The 19,813-nt window shown below is 65.4% G+C and carries 16 protein-coding genes and 1 tRNA gene; 5 read left to right on the forward strand and 12 right to left on the reverse strand.

The features are described 5' to 3' along the window. Nucleotides 1–112 precede the first annotated feature (112 nt). Nucleotides 113–3,043: a PAS domain S-box protein gene (locus G3580_RS09125; protein ID WP_173764953.1), complete on the reverse strand. Its 2,931-nt coding sequence runs from the start codon at nt 3,041–3,043 to the stop codon at nt 113–115. A 212-nt stretch (nt 3,044–3,255) separates the two neighbouring features. Here G3580_RS09125 and gabD point away from each other — a divergent pair, with 212 nt between their 5' ends. Beyond that, nucleotides 3,256–4,713, forward strand: a complete 1,458-nt coding sequence (gene gabD / locus G3580_RS09130) for an NADP-dependent succinate-semialdehyde dehydrogenase (protein ID WP_173764954.1) — start codon at nt 3,256–3,258, stop codon at nt 4,711–4,713. Next, the gene (locus tag G3580_RS09135) at nt 4,710–5,270 is read left to right on the forward strand and encodes a class I SAM-dependent methyltransferase (RefSeq protein ID WP_173764955.1); all 561 of its coding nucleotides are present in this window, start codon (nt 4,710–4,712) and stop codon (nt 5,268–5,270) included. The genes gabD and G3580_RS09135 overlap by 4 nt, the downstream gene beginning before the upstream one ends. On the opposite strand, the gene G3580_RS09140 is transcribed toward G3580_RS09135, so the two are convergent. Both G3580_RS09140 and mnmH read right to left on the reverse strand, forming a co-directional pair. Beyond that, nucleotides 5,259–5,609: an antibiotic biosynthesis monooxygenase family protein gene (locus tag G3580_RS09140; RefSeq protein ID WP_173764956.1), complete on the reverse strand. Its 351-nt coding sequence runs from the start codon at nt 5,607–5,609 to the stop codon at nt 5,259–5,261. The genes G3580_RS09135 and G3580_RS09140 overlap by 12 nt on opposite strands. A 33-nt stretch (nt 5,610–5,642) precedes the next feature. Further along, the gene (gene mnmH / locus G3580_RS09145) at nt 5,643–6,686 is read right to left on the reverse strand and encodes a tRNA 2-selenouridine(34) synthase MnmH (protein ID WP_173764957.1); all 1,044 of its coding nucleotides are present in this window, start codon (nt 6,684–6,686) and stop codon (nt 5,643–5,645) included. Between the two features lie 39 nt (nt 6,687–6,725). Here mnmH and selD point away from each other — a divergent pair, with 39 nt between their 5' ends. Beyond that, entirely contained in the window at nt 6,726–7,763 is a 1,038-nt protein-coding gene (selD, locus tag G3580_RS09150) for a selenide, water dikinase SelD (RefSeq protein ID WP_173764958.1), read from the forward strand. Here the strand turns inward: selD and G3580_RS09155 are convergent. Continuing rightward, nucleotides 7,750–8,379 (reverse strand): arylesterase, encoded by a 630-nt coding sequence (locus G3580_RS09155; protein WP_173764959.1) that lies wholly within the window; start codon nt 8,377–8,379, stop codon nt 7,750–7,752. The genes selD and G3580_RS09155 overlap by 14 nt on opposite strands. Here G3580_RS09155 and G3580_RS09160 point away from each other — a divergent pair. Further along, nucleotides 8,363–9,100 (forward strand): ABC transporter ATP-binding protein, encoded by a 738-nt coding sequence (locus G3580_RS09160; RefSeq protein ID WP_173764960.1) that lies wholly within the window; start codon nt 8,363–8,365, stop codon nt 9,098–9,100. The two genes, G3580_RS09155 and G3580_RS09160, sit on opposite strands and share 17 nt — an antisense overlap. Here G3580_RS09160 and hpnE read toward each other — a convergent pair. The 8 genes from hpnE to G3580_RS09200 all read right to left on the reverse strand — a co-directional run bounded on the left by hpnE (nt 9,089) and on the right by G3580_RS09200 (nt 18,130). Further along, a complete protein-coding gene (gene hpnE / locus G3580_RS09165) occupies nt 9,089–10,402 on the reverse strand; it encodes a hydroxysqualene dehydroxylase HpnE (protein ID WP_173764961.1) in 1,314 nt (437 codons plus the stop codon). The genes G3580_RS09160 and hpnE overlap by 12 nt on opposite strands. A 2-nt stretch (nt 10,403–10,404) precedes the next feature. Next, nucleotides 10,405–11,238 (reverse strand): presqualene diphosphate synthase HpnD, encoded by an 834-nt coding sequence (hpnD, locus tag G3580_RS09170; protein ID WP_173764962.1) that lies wholly within the window; start codon nt 11,236–11,238, stop codon nt 10,405–10,407. Next, nucleotides 11,235–12,059, reverse strand: a complete 825-nt coding sequence (gene hpnC / locus G3580_RS09175; RefSeq protein WP_173764963.1) for a squalene synthase HpnC — start codon at nt 12,057–12,059, stop codon at nt 11,235–11,237. Before hpnC ends, hpnD begins: the two co-directional genes overlap by 4 nt. Nucleotides 12,060–12,087: 28 nt before the next feature. Next, nucleotides 12,088–12,172, reverse strand: a tRNA-Leu gene (locus G3580_RS09180). An 86-nt stretch (nt 12,173–12,258) separates the two neighbouring features. Beyond that, on the reverse strand, nt 12,259–13,185 hold the full coding sequence (locus tag G3580_RS09185) for an HDOD domain-containing protein (RefSeq protein ID WP_173764964.1): 927 nt from the start codon (nt 13,183–13,185) through the stop codon (nt 12,259–12,261). Between the two features lie 141 nt (nt 13,186–13,326). Next, nucleotides 13,327–14,874, reverse strand: a complete 1,548-nt coding sequence (locus G3580_RS09190) for a SpoVR family protein (protein ID WP_173764965.1) — start codon at nt 14,872–14,874, stop codon at nt 13,327–13,329. Next, complete coding sequence (locus G3580_RS09195; RefSeq protein WP_173764966.1) at nt 14,871–16,133, reverse strand: YeaH/YhbH family protein; 1,263 nt, start codon at nt 16,131–16,133, stop codon at nt 14,871–14,873. Before G3580_RS09195 ends, G3580_RS09190 begins: the two co-directional genes overlap by 4 nt. Before the next feature lie 74 nt (nt 16,134–16,207). Beyond that, the gene (locus G3580_RS09200) at nt 16,208–18,130 is read right to left on the reverse strand and encodes a PrkA family serine protein kinase (protein WP_173764967.1); all 1,923 of its coding nucleotides are present in this window, start codon (nt 18,128–18,130) and stop codon (nt 16,208–16,210) included. A 366-nt stretch (nt 18,131–18,496) separates the two neighbouring features. On the opposite strand from G3580_RS09200, the gene tig reads away from it, so the two are divergent. After that, nucleotides 18,497–19,801 carry a trigger factor gene (gene tig / locus G3580_RS09205; RefSeq protein WP_173764968.1) on the forward strand — a complete coding sequence of 435 codons (1,305 nt, stop codon included), beginning with the start codon at nt 18,497–18,499 and terminating at the stop codon, nt 19,799–19,801. The last annotated feature ends 12 nt before the right edge of the window (nt 19,802–19,813 follow it).

Raw genomic sequence — 19,813 nt, forward strand, 5'->3', positions numbered from 1 at the left:
CCAGTAGCTAGACTAAGGATAGTGCAATGCAACATTCTTGACTCTGACACAGATCAGATTTGTGCCGATGTCAGGTCGCCGATGTGGTATCGATCACACACCGGCCGCGGCGTCAGTGACCCATACTGAACTGGAAGCGGGCGCCTTCCCCCGGTGCGGCTTCGGCCGAGATTTCGCCGCCGTGGCGCTGGATGATGCGGGCGACCGTCGCCAGGCCGATGCCCGAGCCCTCGAACTGGCTGTGCGGGTGAAGCCGATAAAAGGGGACGAAAAGCTTTCCGGCGTAGGCCATGTCGAAACCGACGCCGTTGTCCTCGATGCAGAACGTGATGCGGTCATTGACGCGCGTGGCGTAGAAGGCGATGCGGGCCACCGGGCGCGTGGCGCTGAATTTCCACGCGTTGCGCACCAGGTTCTCGATGGCCACGCGCATGAGCGTCGGGTCGGCATTGATCGTCAGCCCCGGCGTGATGTCGGTCTCCAGGCGGCGTGACGGATCGGTCGAGCGGATCTCCTCGACGACCTCGCTCACCAGATGCGACAGATCGATGTTCTGTCGCCGCAGCGGCTGGCGGGTCAGGCGGGCCAGTTCGATCAGGTCGTCGATGAGCTGGGCCATGCGCGCGGTCGCCGAGCGGATGCGCTTCAGATAGGTGCGCGTGGTGCCGTCGAGGCGGTCGTCGAGGTCTTCCTGAAGGATGACGGAGAAGCCATCGATGGCCCGCAGCGGCGCGCGCAGGTCGTGAGACACGGAGTAGGAGAACGCCTCGAGTTCACGATTGGAGGCTTCCAGTTCGGCCGTCCGCGCCCGCACCCGGGCCTCGAGTTCCTTGTTGATGTTCTTGAGGGTCAGTTCGGCCACCTTGCGCGCGGTGATGTCGTCCAGCGATCCCATGACCCCGCCGGGGGCGCCGGACGGGTCGCGCATCAAGCGCGCATGGGTTTCCATCCAGCGCAACTCGCCCGTGGTGGTGCGCATGCGCACTTCGCACACGCAGGCGTCCTCGCGTTCGTGGAGCACGGCGTCGAGCCTGGATCGGATCAGAGGACGATCGTCCGGATGGGCAAAATCGGTCACCGGGCGGCCGATGCTCGTGTCGATCGCGAAGCCGGTGGCGCTCGCCCATGCGCCGTTGAGAAAGCGGAAGCGGCCCTCCATGTCGGTCTGGAAGATGACTTCGTTGATCGATTCGACCACGTCCTGATAGCGCGCCCGGCTCTGCTGCAGCGCGTTCTGCGCTGCGATGCGCTCGGACACGTCGCGGACCACCGACAGCACCGCCGGTCCGTCGTCGAAACCGATCACGACGCTGGTGATCTCCACGTCGCCGATCAGGCCGTTGTCGCGCTGCAGGCGGTGCTGGGCCAGCGGCATGGTGGTGCCCGGTTCGAGGGGGGGGCGGGGAGTGACTTCGTGCCTTGGCGGGTCGGTGTAGAAGCCGCTCAGCGTCTGGCCGAGCAGCGCTTCATGGGTGGCGACGCCGAAGATGGCGACCGCGGCGCGGTTGGCGAACACGATGCGGTCATCGCGGTGCACGAGGATCCCGTCAGGGGAGACGTCGACCAGCCGGCGGTAGCGTTCCTCGACCGCCTGGCGCTCGTGCTCGGCCCGCACGCGCGCCGAGATGTCCAGAATGATGCCGATGCATGCTTTCAGGTGCCCGTCCTCATCGCGCAGTGCGCTGACGGCAATCGAGGTCCAGATTTCGCGGCCAGAGGCATGGATATAGCGGCGCTCACGCCGATAGCTGTCGACGCGCCCTTCGCGCAAGGCCTCGAACATTGCCGCATCCACCGCCTGATCGGCCGGATGGGTCAGCTCGCTCATGTGCTTGCCGATCAGTTCGGCGCGTTGACGGCCGAGCAGGCTGGCAAAGGCAAGGTTGACGCTTTCGAGGTGGCCGGACGGGCCCGTGTTGACGATGCCGACAGGCGCCAGCTCGAAGGTGGTGCGATAGCGCGCCTCGCTGTCGACGAGGGCCTGGCGGGTCTCGTGTTCGCGGCTCACGTCGCGCGCCACCCCCCGGTAGCCGGTAAATCGGCCTGCCTCGTCGAAGGTCGGCCGTCCGGTGACCGAGAACCAGGCGTGGCTGCCGTCGGCCAGCGGACGTCGATACACGAAGTCATCGAAGGGAAGGTGTTCGCGCAGCGTGTCGATGTGGCTGCGCCACTCCGGGGTGTCGGCGTCCGAGCCGTCCCAGCGGGTGCGACCGAGCAAGTCCGGCTCGCTCAGCGCCAATGGGTTCTGCGGACTGGTGAGCAGCCGGGTGAAACGGAACTGGGCGTCCTGCTCCCAGTACCAGTCGAAGAAGGACTCGATCAGGGTGCGGTAACGGGTCTCGCTGTCGCGCAACTCGGTCTCGGCGTTGATCCGTTCGGTCAGGTCGCGACCGACGCCCCGATAGCCGACGAAGCCGTGTTCGTCGAACTGGGGCTTGCCGGTGAATTCGAGGTGGCGCAGACGATCCGACAGATCCCGTCGCGCGACCAGCACCGCGAACGGCTCGTGACGAACGAGCTTGCGACGCAGATCCCGCCACACCGCCTCGTCGGTCTCATCGCCGGGCAGCGCCCAGGGGCTCAGTCCGATGAACGGATCCGGAGCCATGTTGGCGACGCTCCTGAACCCGCTGCTGATGAGGGTGAAGCGATGCTCGGCGTCGGTCTCCCACATCCAGTCGCTGGACAGTTCGACGAAATCGAGCAACCGCGCATGATTGAATTCCGCCACTTCGGTGGCGCGGCGCGCGAATTCGGCCGCAAAGCGGTAGGAGACCAGGTAGCGGTAGCCAAGGATGAGAACGGCCGCGATCAGGACCACGGCGATCACGCCAAGCACGAGCAGGGGGACCGACACCAGCGCGTCCTTGCCATTGCCTGCGGCGGCCACGGTCAGCTGTCCGGAGCTGGCCGCGGCGTCGAATCCTTGCCACCAGCGGATGAGCAGCAGCAACAGCACGAGCGCGCCGAGCGACGCCAGTGCCAGGGACACGGCATACACGGGCCGGAACGTCTTGTCGTCTCTCGCGCGAATCTCTGCCACGGTCTTGTTCGACATCACCCTGCATCGCGTCCGGCGCTGGATGCAGGGGCGCAAGCGGCCATGGACGCACACCGATCGATGAGCGGAATTTCTCTCTATTCCCGGCATCATACCTGCTGGTCGGCGCAGCTTGGCCTCGCACGACGGTCGATCGATGCGAATCGTGACGTATTGCGCCACAATGGAATCCACAACGAGGAGGGAGCCCAACAATGAAGAATGAATTGAACGACGCGACCCTGTTCCGCGAGATGGCCTATATCGACGGGCAGTGGGTGGGCGCCGAACAGAGCGTGACGGTGCGCAACCCGGCAACAGGCGAGTCGCTCGGTACCGTGCCGAAACTGGGCCAGGCGGCCACGCGACAGGCCATCGACGCGGCGCAGCGGGCCTTCCCCGGCTGGCGCGACCGGGTGGCCAAGGAGCGTGCGCAGTTGCTGCGCCGGTGGTTCGATCTCATCATCGAGCATGCCGACGACCTGGCGCGGATGATGACCCTGGAACAGGGCAAGCCGCTCGCCGAAGCGAAGGGCGAGGTCGTCTATGCCGCCTCCTTCGTGGAGTGGTTCGCCGAGGAGGCCAAGCGGGTCTACGGCGATACCATTCCGACCCCCGGTGCGGACCGGCGCCTGTTGGTGATCCGGCAACCGGTCGGCGTGTGTGCGGCCATCACGCCGTGGAACTTCCCGGCTGCGATGATCACCCGCAAGGTCGCGCCCGCGCTTGCCGCCGGCTGCACGACCGTCGTCAAGCCGGCGGGGCAGACGCCCTTCACCGCGCTCGCGCTGGCCGAACTGGCCGATCGGGCAGGCCTGCCGCCCGGGGTGTTCAACGTCCTGACCGGTGATACGCGTGCCATCGGCGGCGAACTGACCTCGAATCCTGTCGTGCGCAAGCTGTCCTTCACCGGTTCGACCGAAGTCGGCCGCACGCTCATGGCGCAGTGTGCCCCGACGATCAAGAAGCTCTCCCTCGAACTGGGCGGCAACGCGCCGTTTCTGGTCTTCGACGACGCCGATCTGGACGCCGCGGTCGACGGTGCCATGGCCTCCAAGTACCGCAACACCGGCCAGACCTGCGTGTGCGCCAACCGGATCCTGGTCCACGATGCGGTCTATGACGAATTCGCCCGCCGCCTCGCCGACAAGGTCGCCGCGCTGACGGTCGGCAACGGGCTGGACGCGGGGGTGACCCAGGGCCCACTCATCGATGCGGCGGCGGTGGACAAGGTCGAGGCACACATCGCCGACGCGCAGGCCAAAGGGGCCCGGATCCTGACCGGCGGCAAGCGCCATGCGCGCGGGGGCACCTATTTCGAGCCGACGATCCTGGTCGACGTGACCGAACAGATGCGCGTGGCCCGTGAGGAGACCTTCGGCCCGGTGGCGCCCTTGTTCCGCTTCAAGGACGAGGCCGAAGCCCTGCGCATGGCCAACGACACCGAGTACGGCCTCGCCGCGTACTTCTATGCCCGTGACGTGGGGCGTATCGTGCGGGTGAGCGAAGCCTTGGAGTACGGCATGGTAGGGATCAATACCGGCATTCTTTCCAATGAAGTGGCGCCGTTCGGTGGCGTCAAGCAGTCGGGGCTGGGGCGCGAGGGCTCCCGCTACGGCATCGACGAGTATGTGGAAATGAAATACCTGTGTCTGGCGGGGCTGGACCGATGAGCACTCATGGCGGGACCACGCCATCCGCCTGGGTGGTGCGCTTCGCCTCGCTGCTGCCGGCCGGCGCCCGGGTACTCGATCTGGCCTGCGGGCGCGGCCGCCATGCGCGTTTCCTGGCCGAGCGTGGCTGCCACGTGATCGCGGCGGATCGCGACGAGGCGGCGCTGGAGGTCATGTCCGAGGTACCGGGCGTGGTGACCTGCCATCTCGATCTCGAAGACGGTTCGGCGTGGCCGTGGGACAAGGATGCCTTCGATGCGGTGGTGGTGAGCAACTATCTGTTCCGCCCCGCGTTCGCGCAGCTGTGCGATCGCGTCGCGCCCGAGGGGTTGTTGATCTACGAGACCTTCATGGTGGGCAACGAGCGCTTCGGGCGGCCGACCAATCCCGATTTTCTGCTCCAGCCCGGCGAGCTGCTGGCGCGCACCGCCGACCGGTTCACCCCGATCGCCTTCGAGCAGGGCACCATCGGCGAGCCGCCCCTTGCCGCCGTGCAACGTCTGTGCGCGCGCAAGGGGACGGGGCCCGGCCATGTCCCGCCCGCGTCAGTCCTCTGAGGGCTTGCCGTAGGCGCGGGTCACCAGGGCGATGCGCAGCTCGTAGTCGGCGTACCAGCGCTCCTTGCCCAGCTGCTGGGCGATGCGATGGATGGCCACGTCGTGCCATGCGGCGATGGCTTCCTCGCTTTCCCAGTAGGACACCGTGATGCCGAGCCCGTTGGGCCCGCGCGTGCTCTCCGCGTCGATGAAACCGGGCTGACGCGTGGCCAGTTCCACCAGGCGGGCGGCCATGTCGGCGTAGCCGGCTTCGTCCTCCCCGGTGCGGCGCGAAGTGAAGATGGCGGCGTAGTAGGGCGGCTCGGGGGTGCGAGCGATCGCGGGGTCTCTCGTTGGCATGTCGCGCCCTCTGCGTGGCCGGCGGGTCTGTCGTTACGCCTCGAGAATGCGTTTGGCTACCTCGACGATGCCTGCATCGCTCAAGTCGTCTGTCTCTATTCTTTTCGCATCAGCATAGCGCAGGTAGTTGCTGTTTTGCGAGCGTCGGTAGAGCGGGTCGTAATGCTGGTCGATCAGTTCCGCGAACAGCCCGGGCAGGTCGTGCCGGTCCGCGTACTCGCACCAGCGTGCGAGCGTCGCCGAGGACACCAGGCGCTGCAGGCATGAGAGCTTGAATTTCAGCGCCTCGGCATCATCGCCCAGGTAGGCGTAATCGCGCAGCAGGAAGGCGATGCGGGCATCGCGGCTGGCGTCGATGGTCACGCACGGGCTGGCGCGCATTCGCTCGATGAGGGCGCCGGGTACATGCAGGCGCCCGATCTTGCGGCTCTCGGCCTCGACGAACACCGGCCGCGCCGGATCGAAGCCCTTGAGCCGGGCGTGCAGCTGGGTTTCGAAGGCTTTCTGGCTCGGTTGCGCCACGCCGGGTAGCCCGCCGAGCACCGAACCCTTGTGGGCGACCAGAGCCTCCAGATCGAGGATCTGCGCGCCGAGTCCGGCCAGGGCCTCGAGCACTCGCGTCTTGGCGCTGCCGGTCGGACCACAGACGATACGAAAATCGAGTGCGGCGGGGCGGCTCTCGAGCTCATCCACCACCTGACGGCGAAACTGTTTGTAGCCGCCGACGAGCTGGCAGGCGTCCCAGCCGACCATGCGCAGCCAGGTCACGAAGGCACCGCTGCGCTGGCCGCCGCGCCAGCAATAGACCAGGGGGCGCCACGAACGCGGCTTGTCCTGAAAATGCGCGAACAGGTGCCGGGCCAGGTTCTCGGCCACCAGCGCGCCGCCCAGGCGGCGGGCCTCGAAGGGGGAGACCTGCTTGTAGATGGTGCCGACCCGGGCGCGCTGTTCGTCGTCGAGCACCGGCATGTTGATGGCGCCGGGCAGGTGATCGTCGGCGAACTCCGCCGGCGAGCGGACGTCGATGATCTCGTCAAATTCGGGGAGCTGTGCTACGGTCGCGCTGCCTTTTATCATCACCTGTCCAGTCGCGCCTCATCGGCGCTCGAGAGTGTCATGTCCATCCGATTGACCGAATTTTCCCATGGCGGCGGCTGCGGCTGCAAAATCGCACCGTCGGTGCTGTCGGACATCCTCGCGCGCTCGCCGGCAGCCATCGTGCCGACCGACCTGCTGGTGGGCAATGCCTCGTCGGACGATGCGGCGGTCTATCGCCTCAACGACCAGCAGGCGATCGTCGCCACCACCGATTTCTTCACGCCGATCGTGGACGATCCACGCGACTTCGGTCGCATCGCGGCGACCAACGCCATCAGTGACATCTACGCCATGGGGGCGACGCCGATCATGGCCCTGGCCATCGTCGGTATGCCGCTCGACAAGCTGCCGGTCGAGGTGATCGGCGAGATTCTCGAGGGCGGCGCCAGCGTTTGCGCCGAGGCCGGCATTCCGGTGGCGGGCGGCCATTCCATCGACGTGCTCGAACCGATCTACGGCCTCGTGGCGCTCGGTGTGGTCGCTCCCGACCGGCTGCTGCGCAACGATTCGGCCCAGGCGGGAGATGTGCTCATTCTCGGCAAGCCGCTCGGCGTCGGAGTGCTCTCCGCGGCGCTCAAGAAGGGCGAGCTGTCGGCAGCCGGGTATGCGCAGATGATCGCCCACACCACGCGGCTCAACACCCCGGGCCCGGCGCTGGCCGCCATCGAGGGCGTGCACGCGGTCACCGACGTGACCGGCTTCGGCCTGGCCGGCCATCTGCTGGAAATGTGTCGTGGCGCCGGGCTGCACGCCGAGCTCGACTTCGGCGCGATTCCCGTGATCGACGAGGCCGTGGACTTTGCCCGTCAGGGCGTGGCCACGGGGGCGTCACGGCGCAACTGGGCGGGCTATGGCGAGTCGGTGGCGCTCGATCCGGCACTGGCGCCGTGGCAGCAGGTGCTGCTCACCGACCCGCAGACCAGCGGCGGACTGCTCGTGGCTTGTGCGCCCGACGCCACCGAGACGGTGCTGAGCACCTTCCGCGACCAAGGCTTTGCCGAAGCCGCCCCCATCGGCACGCTCGTCGCAGGCCCTGCGCGGATCAGCGTGCGCTGAGCTGCGCTTCGGCCTTGATCAGGGGCTGTAACGCACGCCATACCGTATCGAGGATGGCCGGCTGGGCCGCAGCCACCGGGTGGATGCCGTCTGCCTGGAACCATTCGCGCCGGCTCGCGAAGCCTTCGAGCAGGAAGGGTACGAACGGCGTCTTGCGTTCGTCCGCCACTTCGGCGAACACCGCGTGGAACTTGTTGGCATAGGCGGGGCCATAGTTCGGAGGCAGGCGCATGCCCACGAGCACCACCCGCGCGCCGGCCTGGCGGGCGGTTTCGATCATCGATTCCAGATTGGCTTTCATGAGCGTCAGCGGCAGGCCGCGCAGGCCGTCGTTGGCGCCCAGTTCGAGAACGACCACGTCGGGCCGGTGGGCGGCCAGCGCCTGGGGCAGACGTGAGCGACCGCCGGCGGTGGTTTCGCCACTGACGCTGGCATTGACGACCGTGTGCTCGCCGGGCAGGGTGTCGAGGCGGCGCTGCAGCAGCGTCGGCCACGCGTCGTCGGCGCGCAGGCCGTAACCGGCGGACAGGCTGTCGCCCATCACCAGCACGGTGGTGGCGCCGGCCAGCGGGCTTATCACGAGGAGCATCAGAAACACGATGGATCGAGGCGTCATACCCAACTCCGGACCGGTCGTGGTCGTGACCGGCTTGTCTAAATCGGTGCCCCTGCAGGACGGGGACGGCAAGATGCTGCCTATTTTGCGCGACATCGGCCTGAGCGTGCACGCGGGAGAGACCATTGCCATCGTCGGCGCTTCCGGATCCGGCAAGTCGACCCTGCTCGGCCTCATCGCCGGCCTGGACGAACCGAGTGCGGGGTCGGTGCAGCTGTGCGGTCAGTCACTGTTCGAACTCGACGAGGACGCGCGCGCGACGCTGCGTGGCGCGCAGATGGGTTTCGTGTTCCAGTCCTTCCAGCTGCTGCCAGCACTCACGGCGCTGGACAACGTGATGCTGCCGCTGGAGCTGGCCGGCCGCCGCGATGCCGAGGCGGTGGCGCGGCAGTGGCTCGAGCGCGTTGGACTGGGTAGCCGCATGCGCCATTATCCGAAGCATCTGTCCGGTGGCGAGCAGCAGCGCGTGGCGCTAGCGCGGGCGTTCGCGCCGGATCCGGCGGTGTTGCTCGCCGACGAGCCGACGGGCAACCTCGACGCCGATACGGGCGCGGCGATCATCGAGCTGATGTTCTCGCTCAACCGGGAGCGCGGCACGACCCTGATTCTCGTGACCCATGACGATGCACTGGCGCGCCGTTGCGATCGCGTGGTGCACATGCACGGCGGCACGCTCGACGACACCCCGGCGGCCATGCCCGTGGCCGAATCAGCGCGCTGACAGGATGGCCCGGGCGCAGGCCACGCCGGAGCGCACCGCGCCCTCGATGGTGGCCGGGTAGGGGCCATCAACATAGTCGCCGGCCAGCCACAGGCCCGGCTCTCCGGTGCGGGTGGCGGGGCGGCTCAGATTGGGGCCGCAGGCAAAGGTGGCGCGTTTCTCGACGATGGTGAGGATGGCCTCGGGGCGCGGCAGCTGACGTCCCAGCAGGCCTTCGAGCTGGTTGTGCATGGCCAGTTCGATTTCTTGGCGGGGGACGGTCAGGTGCGGGCCGCTGGCGCTGACGACGCCGGCGATGAGCCCGTCCGGGCCGCCGAACTGGGCACGATCGAAGAACCACTCGGCCGGCCCGTCCAGAGTGCCGACCATGGGGCCGGCGAGGCGTACCGGCGCGTCGTACTGCAGATAGGTGGTGAGGATGGGCTCGTAGGTCAGCGCGGCCAGTTGTGCCTCCACCGGCGCCAGGGCGGGGAAGCCACTCAGGAGGTCGCCCGCGTGATAGGGTGCCGTGGCGATGACCACCTGATCGAAACGCCGCTTGGGGGTCGGGTCACCCTTGAGCGCGAAGCCGTCGCGGGTCCGCTCGATCGCGCTGATCGGTTCGGTCACGTAGACATGGCCGCCGTGCCGGGCCAGCCAGCGCGCGGCTGGCACCGGGAACAGCTCCGAAAGATCTACCTTGGGCAGCAGCATCTCGCTGGCGGAGGCGCCGGCGGCGAGGCTGTCGCGCAGAACGGTGGCGAAGACGCGCGCCGATGCCTGTGCCGAGGGGGTGTTGAGCGCCGCCACGCACAGTGGCGCCCACAGCAGGCGGCGCAGGCGCTCGGGCTGGTCGGCGCGCTCGAGCAGCTCATCCACGGTCATGTTCACCGGCAGGCGGAAGCGCTGCTTCTTCAGATGGCGCAGGAAGCGCAGGCAGGCGAAACGCTCCGACCAGCTCATGCCTTCGGCACGCAGCAGCCCGACCGCCAGATGCAACGGCGCGGGCAGGGCGGCGGCGCGCAGGCGGAATTCACCGGGATAGTGCAGATCGAGAGGGCGGGTATCGAAGATGCCGGGGCGTACCCCCACCGTGCGCATCAGACGCAGGGTTTCGGCGTAGGCCCCCAGCAGCAGATGCTGCCCATTGTCCACATGGAAGTCGTCGGTGTGGACGATGCGCGCCCGTCCGCCCAGCACCCGCGACGCTTCGAAGACGGCGACACGCACGTCGCGCCGGGCCAGTTCGACCGCGCAGGCCAGACCGGCATAGCCGCCGCCGATGATCCCGACCTGTCGGGGGCGCGTGCCCTGGCCTGGCATGGTCAGCCCTTGAACCAGGTGCGCGAGGCGATCCAGAGCTTGCGGATCGGGGTGAGCGAGGTGCGCCGATCGAGGACCTGGAAATCGTCGCGGGCAATCTCGTCGAGCAGCGTCCGGTAGATTGCCGCCATGATCAGCCCCGGGCGCTGGGGCTTGCGATCGGCGGCCGGCAACTGGGCCATGGCCTGATCGTAGAAGCCGATGGCGCGTTCGGTCTGGAAGCGCATGAGCGCCACGAAGGCGTCGGAGTGTTTCGCCTCGAGCAGATCGCGGGCCGGGACATTGAAGCGTTGCAGGTCTTCGACGGGCAGGTAGATGCGGCCGCGGCGCGCGTCTTCACCCACGTCGCGGATGATGTTGGTGAGCTGGAAGGCCAGGCCCAGGTCATGGGCATACTTGAGCGTCTGCCGGTCGCTGTAGCCGAAGATCTCCGCGGCGAGCAGGCCGACCACCGAGGCGACCCGGTAGCAGTAGAGGCGCAAGCCCTTGAAGTCGAGGTAGCGCGTCTGGCTCAGGTCCATCTGCATGCCGTCGATGATCTCGAGCAACTGCTCGGTGGGCAGGTTGAAGCGCGGCCGGATGTCGGCCAGCGCCTGGCCGACCGGATGGGTCGGCGTGCCCTCGGCGGCGCGCAGGATCTCGGAGCGCCACCAGTCGAGCTTGCTCTGGGCGATGGACGGATCCTGGCATTCGTCCACCACGTCGTCCACCTCCCGGCAGAAGGCATACAGCGCCATGATCGCCTGGCGCCGCTCCGGCGGCAGGAACAGGAAACTGTAGTAGAAGCTCGAGCCGCTGGCGGCGGCCTTCTGCTGGCAGTAGTCGTGGGGATTCATCGTGTCGAATGGGTGTAGTTGAGCGCACGCAGCGCCAGGCGCAGGGCGTCGCCCTTGCCGAGCGTGGGGCGGTGGCGAAAGACGTCGTAGCCGATCGCTTCGATGCGCTGGAGAATACGCAGCCCGCCCAGAACGATCAACCGCAATTCCCAGCCGACGCGGCCGGGCAGGGCGAGGGGCAGCGACGCCCCCGATTGCATGAGGGCGCGGGCGCGGTCCACCTGAAAGCGCATGAGCGCGCGCCAGTGATCGTCCACCTGGCCTGCTGCGATCTGCGCCTCGGTGACGCCGAAGCGCTCGAGCTCGTCCTGCGGCAGGTAGACGCGCCCCTTGGCCCAGTCGATGGCCACGTCCTGCCAGAAATTGATGAGCTGCAGGCTGGTACAGATGGCGTCGGATGCGGTCAGCAGCGGCGCGTGGTGGGCATCGAACAGCGTCAGCATGAGGCGGCCGACCGGGTCGGCGGAGCGGCGGCAGTAGTCCCGCAGCTCCTCGTAGGATGCATAGCGCGTCTTGCCCACATCCTGGCTGAAGGCGTCGAGCAGGTCGCGAAAGTAACGGATGGGCAGGCGGTGGCGGTCGATGGCCTGCGCAAGCGGGCCGAACAGGCCGATGGTGGTCGGCTTGCCCTGTTCGATCAGATGCAGTTCGCGGCGGTAGTCGTTGAGCCCGGCCAGCCGCGCCACCGCCGGCGCGTCGCCTTCGTCGGCAATGTCGTCGGCGCTGCGGGCGAAGGCATAGATCGCCTCGACGGGCGAACGCAACCGGGCCGGCAACAGCAGCGACGCGACGGGAAAGTTCTCGTAGTGATCGACCGGCATGGAATGCGGGTGCGCAAGCCTGAACGCGTGGTGCGAGAGGAGGGATTCGAACCCTCACGCCGTAAGGCGCTGGAACCTAAATCCAGTGCGTCTACCAATTCCGCCACCCTCGCAAGGTGGATCGCCGGGGGCGACCCCGAGAGCAAGTGGCGGATTATACACGCCCCATGGCGATGGCAGAGAGTCGCATGGTGTGCGGTCAGCCTCGCAGCGCGGCGAGCAGGCTGTCGCGCGTCTCGCGAGCCGAGTCGCGCAGTTCTGCGAGCAGGTCCGCGTCCACGTCGCGCGTAGCCGCCTGCAACAATGAGCTGCGCATCTCCGGGCTGAACTGAATGAAGGGATTGGGTGTGTCGGCGCACAGGCAGGCGATGAAATAGATGTCTCGCAGTTGCTTGGGCGGCCAGGTGCCGCCGTACGGATTGCGATCATCGAAGACATCGCTGACCAATTCCGGAACGTCGAGGGCATTCACCAGAGCCCGAGCGACCGGTTCGTGCCACAGGGCGACGAATTCGGCGAAGCGGTTCATGTCGTCTTCGAGTGGTGGGTGCTTGGTTGCGCGGGCGAGCAGATAGAACTGTCCGATGGTGCTGAGCATGCCAGCGAACAGGGCGGTGTCGGCGTTGCCTGCGCGCACGTGTTTGGCGATACCCCACGACCAGGCGGCCACGTCGATGGTGTGCATCCACAGGCCGGAGGCGACCAGCCGCGCATCGGCGCTGCGGGTTTCGGCCGCCAGCTGTTCGGTCGCGACGGCGAAGGCGAGGGAGCGCACATTCACCAGCCCGACCCGCTGGATCGCTTCACCGATTGAGGTGATTTCCTTGCCGTACGGGTTGAGGGCGACGGAGTTGGCCAGGCGGATGATCCGGGCGCTGAGCAATGGATCGGGGCGGATGACGTTCAGCACCGCGTCGGTGGTGCTGTTCGGGTCGTCGCAGACGCGCTTGATACGGACCGTGAGATCGAGGAAGGTCGGAAAAGTCAGCTGACGGGTGGCAAGGTCATGTTCGATCGTGCGTGAAAAGGCTTCTAGCGCTTCCTCGAACGGGTCTTCGTTGCGGATTTCGAGTGTGGGTGTCGACATGCTGCCTCCAGTGGACCTTCCCGGCAGCGGTGTCGTCACGTGCGGGGTCGGATGCGGTTTCTCACGCTATAACGGCAGTAACGACGGCGGGCTTGAGCGGTCCCGCCGTTTCTCGCGACGGGCGTGAGGGGGTGCGCTGGCCGCAGCGCTGGCGGAGAATGCCCTCGTCGGGTCCGCGCTTCAGCGTTGCGCGCTGCCGCCGTTGCCCGCGTGTCGTTTCTCGCGCCGGCACTCGTAGCTGACCCGAGCGCTGCCGTCGGGCTGGACGGTTTCGAGCCGGACGGTGAATCCCCACAGGCGTGCCAGATGTTTCATGACTTCTTCCGCAGAGTCGGCCAGCGGGCGGCGATTGTAGGGCTGATACCGCAAGGTCAGCGATCGGTCGCCGCGAACGTCCACGTTCCATATCTGGATGTTCGGCTCCCGGCAACCGAGGTTGTACTGGTTCGAGAGTCGTTCGCGCAGCGCCCGGAATCCATGTTCGTCGTGAATGGCGGAAACCGACAGCTTGCTCTTCTCGTCGTCGTCGACCACCGCGAAGAACTTGAACTCGCGCATGAGCTTGGGCGACAGGAACTGGGCGATGAAGCTCTCGTCCTTGAAGTTGCGCATGGCGAAATCGAACGTTTCCCGCCAGTCGGATCCGGCGATTTCGGGGAACCAGGCGCGATCTTCGTCGGTGGGCTGCTCGCAGATGCGCCGGATGTCCTGCCACATGGCGAATCCGAGGGCGTACGGGTTGATGCCGTTGTACCAGGGGTCGTTGTAGTTGGGCTGATAGAGCACGCTGGAGTGGCTGTGCAGGAACTCCATCATGAAGCTGTCGGCCAGCAAGCCTTCGTCGTAAAGGGTATTGAGCAGGGTGTAGTGCCAGAAGCTGGCCCAGCCCTCATTCATGACCTGGGTCTGACGCTGGGGGAAGAAATACTGCGCGACCTTGCGCACGATGCGCACGATCTCGCGCTGCCACGGTTCGAGCAGCGGGGCGTGCTTCTCGATGAAATAGAGCAGGTTTTCCTGCGGTTCGGGCGGGAAGCGCGGGCGCTCGCGTGGCGCTTCGCTGGTCTCCTGCTCGGGCAGGGTGCGCCACAGTTCATTGACCTGACTTTGCAGATAGGCTTCGCGTTCTTGCTGCCGCTCGCGCTCCTTGGCCATCGACAGCTTGGGGGGGCGCTTGTAGCGGTCCACGCCGAGGTTCATGAGCGCGTGGCAGGAATCGAGCAATTCCTCGACGGCTTCCACGCCGTGGCGCTCTTCACACTGGGCAATGTAATTGCGCGCAAAGATGAGGTAGTCGACGATCGCGTCCGGGCTGGTCCAGGTGCGGAACAGGTAATTGCCCTTGAAGAAGGCGTTGTGCCCGTAAGCAGCGTGGGCGATCACCAGGGCCTGCATGGTGAGGGTGTTCTCTTCCATGAGGTAGGCGATGCACGGATCGGAGTTGATGACGATCTCGTAGGCCAGCCCCATCTGACCGCGCTTGTATTGCCGTTCGGTGGCCAGGAACTGCTTGCCGAAGGTCCAGTGATGGTAGTTGACCGGCATGCCCACCGAGGCATAGGCGTCCATCATCTGCTCGGAGGTGATCATCTCGATCTGCACCCGGTAGGTGTCGAGACCGTAGTCGGCGGCGACCCGGGCGATCTCCTCATGGTAGGCGTCGATGGCCTCGAAGCTCCACTCGGCCCCGGAGGGCAGCTTCTTGCGTTCGAGAATGATGTCGCTCATGCCGGTTCCTTCTTGAACAGCTCGCGGAACACCGGGTAGATGTCTTCCAGCGATTCGATGCGCTGCATGGCGAAGTTGGGGTGCCGTTCGGACAGCGCCTCGTACTGACGCCACAGGTTCTGCGGTTCGCCGGCGGTGATCTCGATGTAGGCGAAGTAGCGCACCAGGGCCAGCAGCTCCTCGTCGAGGATCTTGTAGCAGAGGGGCGAGTCGTTGTCCCAGTTGTCACCATCGGAGGCTTGGGCGCCGTAGATGTTCCACTGGCTCGGGCTGTAACGCTCGCGGATGATGTCGGTCATCATGTGCAGCGCGCTGGAGACCACCGTGCCGCCGGACTCACGCGAGTAGAAAAAGTCGTTCTCGTCCACTTCCTTGGCGATGGTGTGGTGGCGGACGAACACCACTTCGATGTGCTCGTAGTTCCGCTTCAGGAACAGGTACAGCAGCATGAAGAAGCGCTTCGCCGTGCTCTTCTTGTGCTCGTCCATGGAGCCGGAGACGTCCATGAGGCAGAACATGACCGCCTGGGTGACGGGCTGCGGTTCCTTGACCCGGTTGTTGTAGCGCAGATCGAACTGGTCGATGAAGGGAATCGCCTCCATGCGCACCCGCAGGTTGGCTCGCTCTTCCTTGAGCGCCTTGATCCGCTCGGCGTTGGCGATCTCGTCCTGCTCGAGTTCTTCCAGTTCGGCGTTGATCTCGCGCACGCGCGCGGCCAGCGGCCCGCCCAGCGCCATGCGCCGGCCCAGGGCGCCGCGCAGCGACCGGACCACATTGATGTTGGTCGGCACGCCATCGGAGGTGAAGCCGGCGCGTCGCGACTTGAATTCGGTGATCTTGGCCAGCTGGGTGCGCACGAGATTCGGCAGCGCGAGGTCCTCGAAGAAGATGTCGAGGAATTCTTCGCGCGAGAGGGCGAACACGAAGTCGTCCTCGCCTTCGCCGTCCTTGCTGGCCTTGCTGCCGCCACCGCCTTCACCGGAGAGCGGGCGATCGATGGCGTCGCCCTCGGCAAAGCGGTCGTTGCCCGAGAACACCTGCTCCCAGACCCCTTCGCGCCCCTGGTGGAAGCTCGGTTCGGACAGGTCTTTGGCGGGAATGGAAATCTGCTCGCCGCTGTCCAGATCGCGAATCGAGCGGCCCTCGATCGCGTCGGAGACGGCGCGGCGGATCTGCCCCTTGAACCGGCGCATGAAACGCTGCCGGTTCACGGTGCTCTTCTTTTTGCTGTCGAAACGTCGGTCGATGATCCGGACCATGGTCGCTCCCTGGCGTGTTGTCGGGCCGGCGGGGCGTCAGCCACCCCGCCGGTGAGCCACCTTACCGGTACCGCTTACGATGACTTGCGCACCCGCAGATACCATTCACACAGCAAGCGCACCTGCTTCTCGGTATAGCCCTTGTCGATCATGCGATTGACGAAGTCCTGGTGCTTGCGCTGCTCTTCGGCGCTGGACTTGGTGTTGAAGCTGATCACCGGCAGCAGGTCCTCGGTGTTCGAGAACATCTTCTTCTCGATGACGGCGCGCAGCTTCTCGTAGCTCGTCCAGCTCGGGTTCTTGCCACCATGCTGGGCGCGCGCGCGCAGCACGAAGTTCACCACTTCGTTGCGGAAGTCCTTCGGATTGCTGATGCCGGCCGGCTTCTCGATCTTCTCAAGCTCGTCGTTGAGTGCGTTGCGGTCGAGGATTTCGCCGGTGTTCGGGTCGCGGAATTCCTGATCCTGGATCCAGAAATCGGCGTAGGTGACATAGCGGTCGAAGATGTTCTGACCGTACTCGGAGTAGCTCTCCAGGTAAGCGGTCTGGATCTCCTTGCCGATGAACTCGGCGTAGTGCGGCGACAGATATTCCTTGATGAAGGCGCGGTAACGGTTCTCCGTCTCGGGGGGGAACTGTTCCTGCTCGATCTGCTGCTCGAGCACATACATGAGATGCACCGGGTTGGCGGCCACCTCGCGGTGATCGAAGTTGAATACCCGCGAGAGCACCTTGAAGGCAAAGCGCGTGGACAGGCCGGTCATGCCTTCATCGACGCCGGCATAGTCGCGGTACTCCTGGTAGGACTTGGCCTTCGGGTCGGTGTCCTTGAGGTTCTCGCCGTCGTAGATGCGCATCTTGGAGAAGATGCTCGAGTTCTCCGGCTCCTTGAGTCGCGACAGGATGGCGAACTGGGCCATCATGGCCAGCGTGTCCGGCGCACAGGGTGCCTTCGACAGCGAGCTTTCGCGCAACAGCTTTTCATAGATGCGGATCTCGTCCGATACGCGCAGGCAGTAGGGCACCTTGACCGTGTAGATGCGGTCGAGGAACGCCTCGTTGTTCTTGTTGTTCTTGAACGCCGCCCATTCCGATTCGTTGGAGTGGGCCATGATGATGCCGTCGAAGGGAATGGCGCCAAAGCCCTCCGTGCCCTTGTAGTTGCCTTCCTGGGTCGCGGTCAGCAGCGGGTGCAAGACCTTGATCGGTGCCTTGAACATCTCCACGAATTCGAGCAGGCCACGGTTGGCCAGACACAGGCCGCCGGAGTAGCTGTAGGCGTCCGGGTCGTCCTGGGAGTGCGCTTCGAGCTTGCGGATGTCCACCTTGCCGACCAGCGAGGAGATGTCCTGGTTGTTCTCGTCGCCGGGCTCGGTCTTGGCGACCGCGACTTGTCGCAGAACCGACGGACGCAGCTTGACCACGCGGAACTTGGTGATGTCTCCGCCAAACTCGTGCAGCCGTTTGACCGCCCACGGGCTCATGATCGCGTTCAGGTAACGGCGAGGAATGCCGAAGTCGTCCTCCAGCAGCTTCGCGTCCTCCTCGGGGTTGAACAGCCCGAGGGGCGACTCGTTGACCGGCGAATCCTTGATTGCATAAAAGGGGACATGCTCGATCAGGCGTTTGAGTTTTTCCGCCAGAGAGCTCTTGCCGCCGCCGACGGGGCCGAGCAGGTACAGAATCTGCTTCTTCTCCTCGAGCCCCTGTGCCGCATGTCGGAAGTACGACACGATGTTCTCGATCGACTCCTCCATGCCGTAGAACTCCTTGAACGCCGGGTAGCGTTTGAGCACCTTGTTCGAGAAAATGCGCGAGAGCCTGGGGTCTTCGCGGGTGTCGGTCAGTTCCGGTTCGCCGATGGCCATCAGCATGCGTTCGGCCGAGGTGGCGTAGGCGCTCGGATCGTTCCGGCACAGTTCAAGGTATTCCTGGAGCGACATCTCCTCTTCGCGTGTCGCTTCGAAGCGGGCTTGGTAGGCGTTAAAGATGCTCATGACTCGTCTCCTGGAGGGGGCAGCGATAGCGGGGCTCGGCGACGAATGGTGCTCACCGTTCGGCGTGGCGCGATCCGCTGGCAGGTCAACAATACAACGGAGCGCCCGGTGATGACTGAAGCCATTTACGTCCCTGAGAAACTCGACTCGGTCAGTTATAGGAGAAACGAAGAGTGTTTCGGGTTCCCCATCGCCGTGGCCTTTTTTCACGATGGGCAAACGGCTGCGATTCCCTTGTGTCACCGTGCGTCGACACGCAGAACGCGGCGTGTGCCTGTGATAAGATTCCCGTTTGTCTTCATTCAACGTGACGCTGTCCGGCATGCCTTGCCAGCGGGTCAGCGGGTTTAATTTTCGGGAATTTTCATGCAGACCAACCAGGAAACCACCAACGCACTCGAGCGCCGCATCGATCTGACCATTTCCATGGAAACCGTAGAGGCGCAAGTGCAGACCCGTCTGAAGCAGCTGGCACGCACCGTGAAGATGCCAGGCTTCCGTCCGGGCAAGGTGCCTCTCAAGATGGTCGAGCAGACCCATGGCGGCCAGGCCCGCTCCGAGGCCATCGGCGCTGCGCTGGAACAGGCCTTCGGCGAGAAGATCCAGGAAGAGAAGCTGCGTGTGGCCGGTCAGCCGCGCATCGAGCCGAAAGAAGGCACGGCCGAAGGCGCCATGGAATTCACCGCGGTGTTCGAGGTGTATCCGGAAGTGACGGTGGGTGACCTGAGTGATCGTCAGATCGAGCGCCCGACCCTTGAAGTGAGCGATGCCGAGGTGGACAAGACCATCGATGTATTGCGCAAGCAACGTACCAGCTACGAGGCTGTCGAGCGCGAGGCCGCTGCCGACGATCGCGTGGTGATCGACTTTACCGGGCGCAAGGACGGCGAAGTGTTCCAGGGCGGTGAAGCCAAGGATTTTCCGTTCGTTCTCGGTGCCGGCAGCATGCTCAAGGACTTCGAGGATGCCGCGCTGGGCATGAAGACGGGTGAGACCAAGACCTTCAAGATGACCTTCCCCGAGGACTACCACGCCAGCGAGCTGGCCGGTCAGGAAGTCGAATTCGAAATCACCATGAAGGAAGTCGGCGCGCCGAAGCTGCCCGAGGTGGACGAAGAGTTTGCCAAGAGCCTCGGCGTGGCCGACGGCGATGTCGCCAAGATGCGCGAGGAAGTGAAAGCCAATCTCGAGCGCGAGGTTTCCCGTCGACTCAAGGCTCGCATCAAAGAGCAGGCCATGGATGCGCTGCTGGAGGCCCATCCGATCGACGTGCCGCAGACGCTGATCAACCGCGAGGCCGAGCAGATGGCCGCGAACGCCCGGCGCGACATGGAGCAGCGTGGCATGCAGACGAAAGATCTGCCGATTTCGGCCGATTGGTTTACCGAACAGGCTGTGCGCCGCGTGAAGCTGGGCCTGGTGCTGGCTGAACTCGTCAAGGCGAAGGATCTGTACGCCAAACCCGAACAGGTGCGCGCCCTCGTCGAGGATTTCGCCCAGAGCTACGAAGATCCGAAAGAGGTGATCGACTGGTATTACACCCAGCCCGAACGCCTGGCTCAGGCCGAAGCGCTGGTGATCGAAGACAACGCGGTGGAGTGGGTGCTCGCCAACGCCAAGACCGAAGACACGTCGGTGGACTTTGACGAGCTCATGGGCTCTGCGGCATGATCGAAACACGAC

The sequence above is a fragment of the Nitrogeniibacter mangrovi genome, assembly GCF_010983895.1.
In the GTDB taxonomy this organism is placed as follows: Bacteria; Pseudomonadota; Gammaproteobacteria; order Burkholderiales; family Rhodocyclaceae; genus Nitrogeniibacter; species Nitrogeniibacter mangrovi.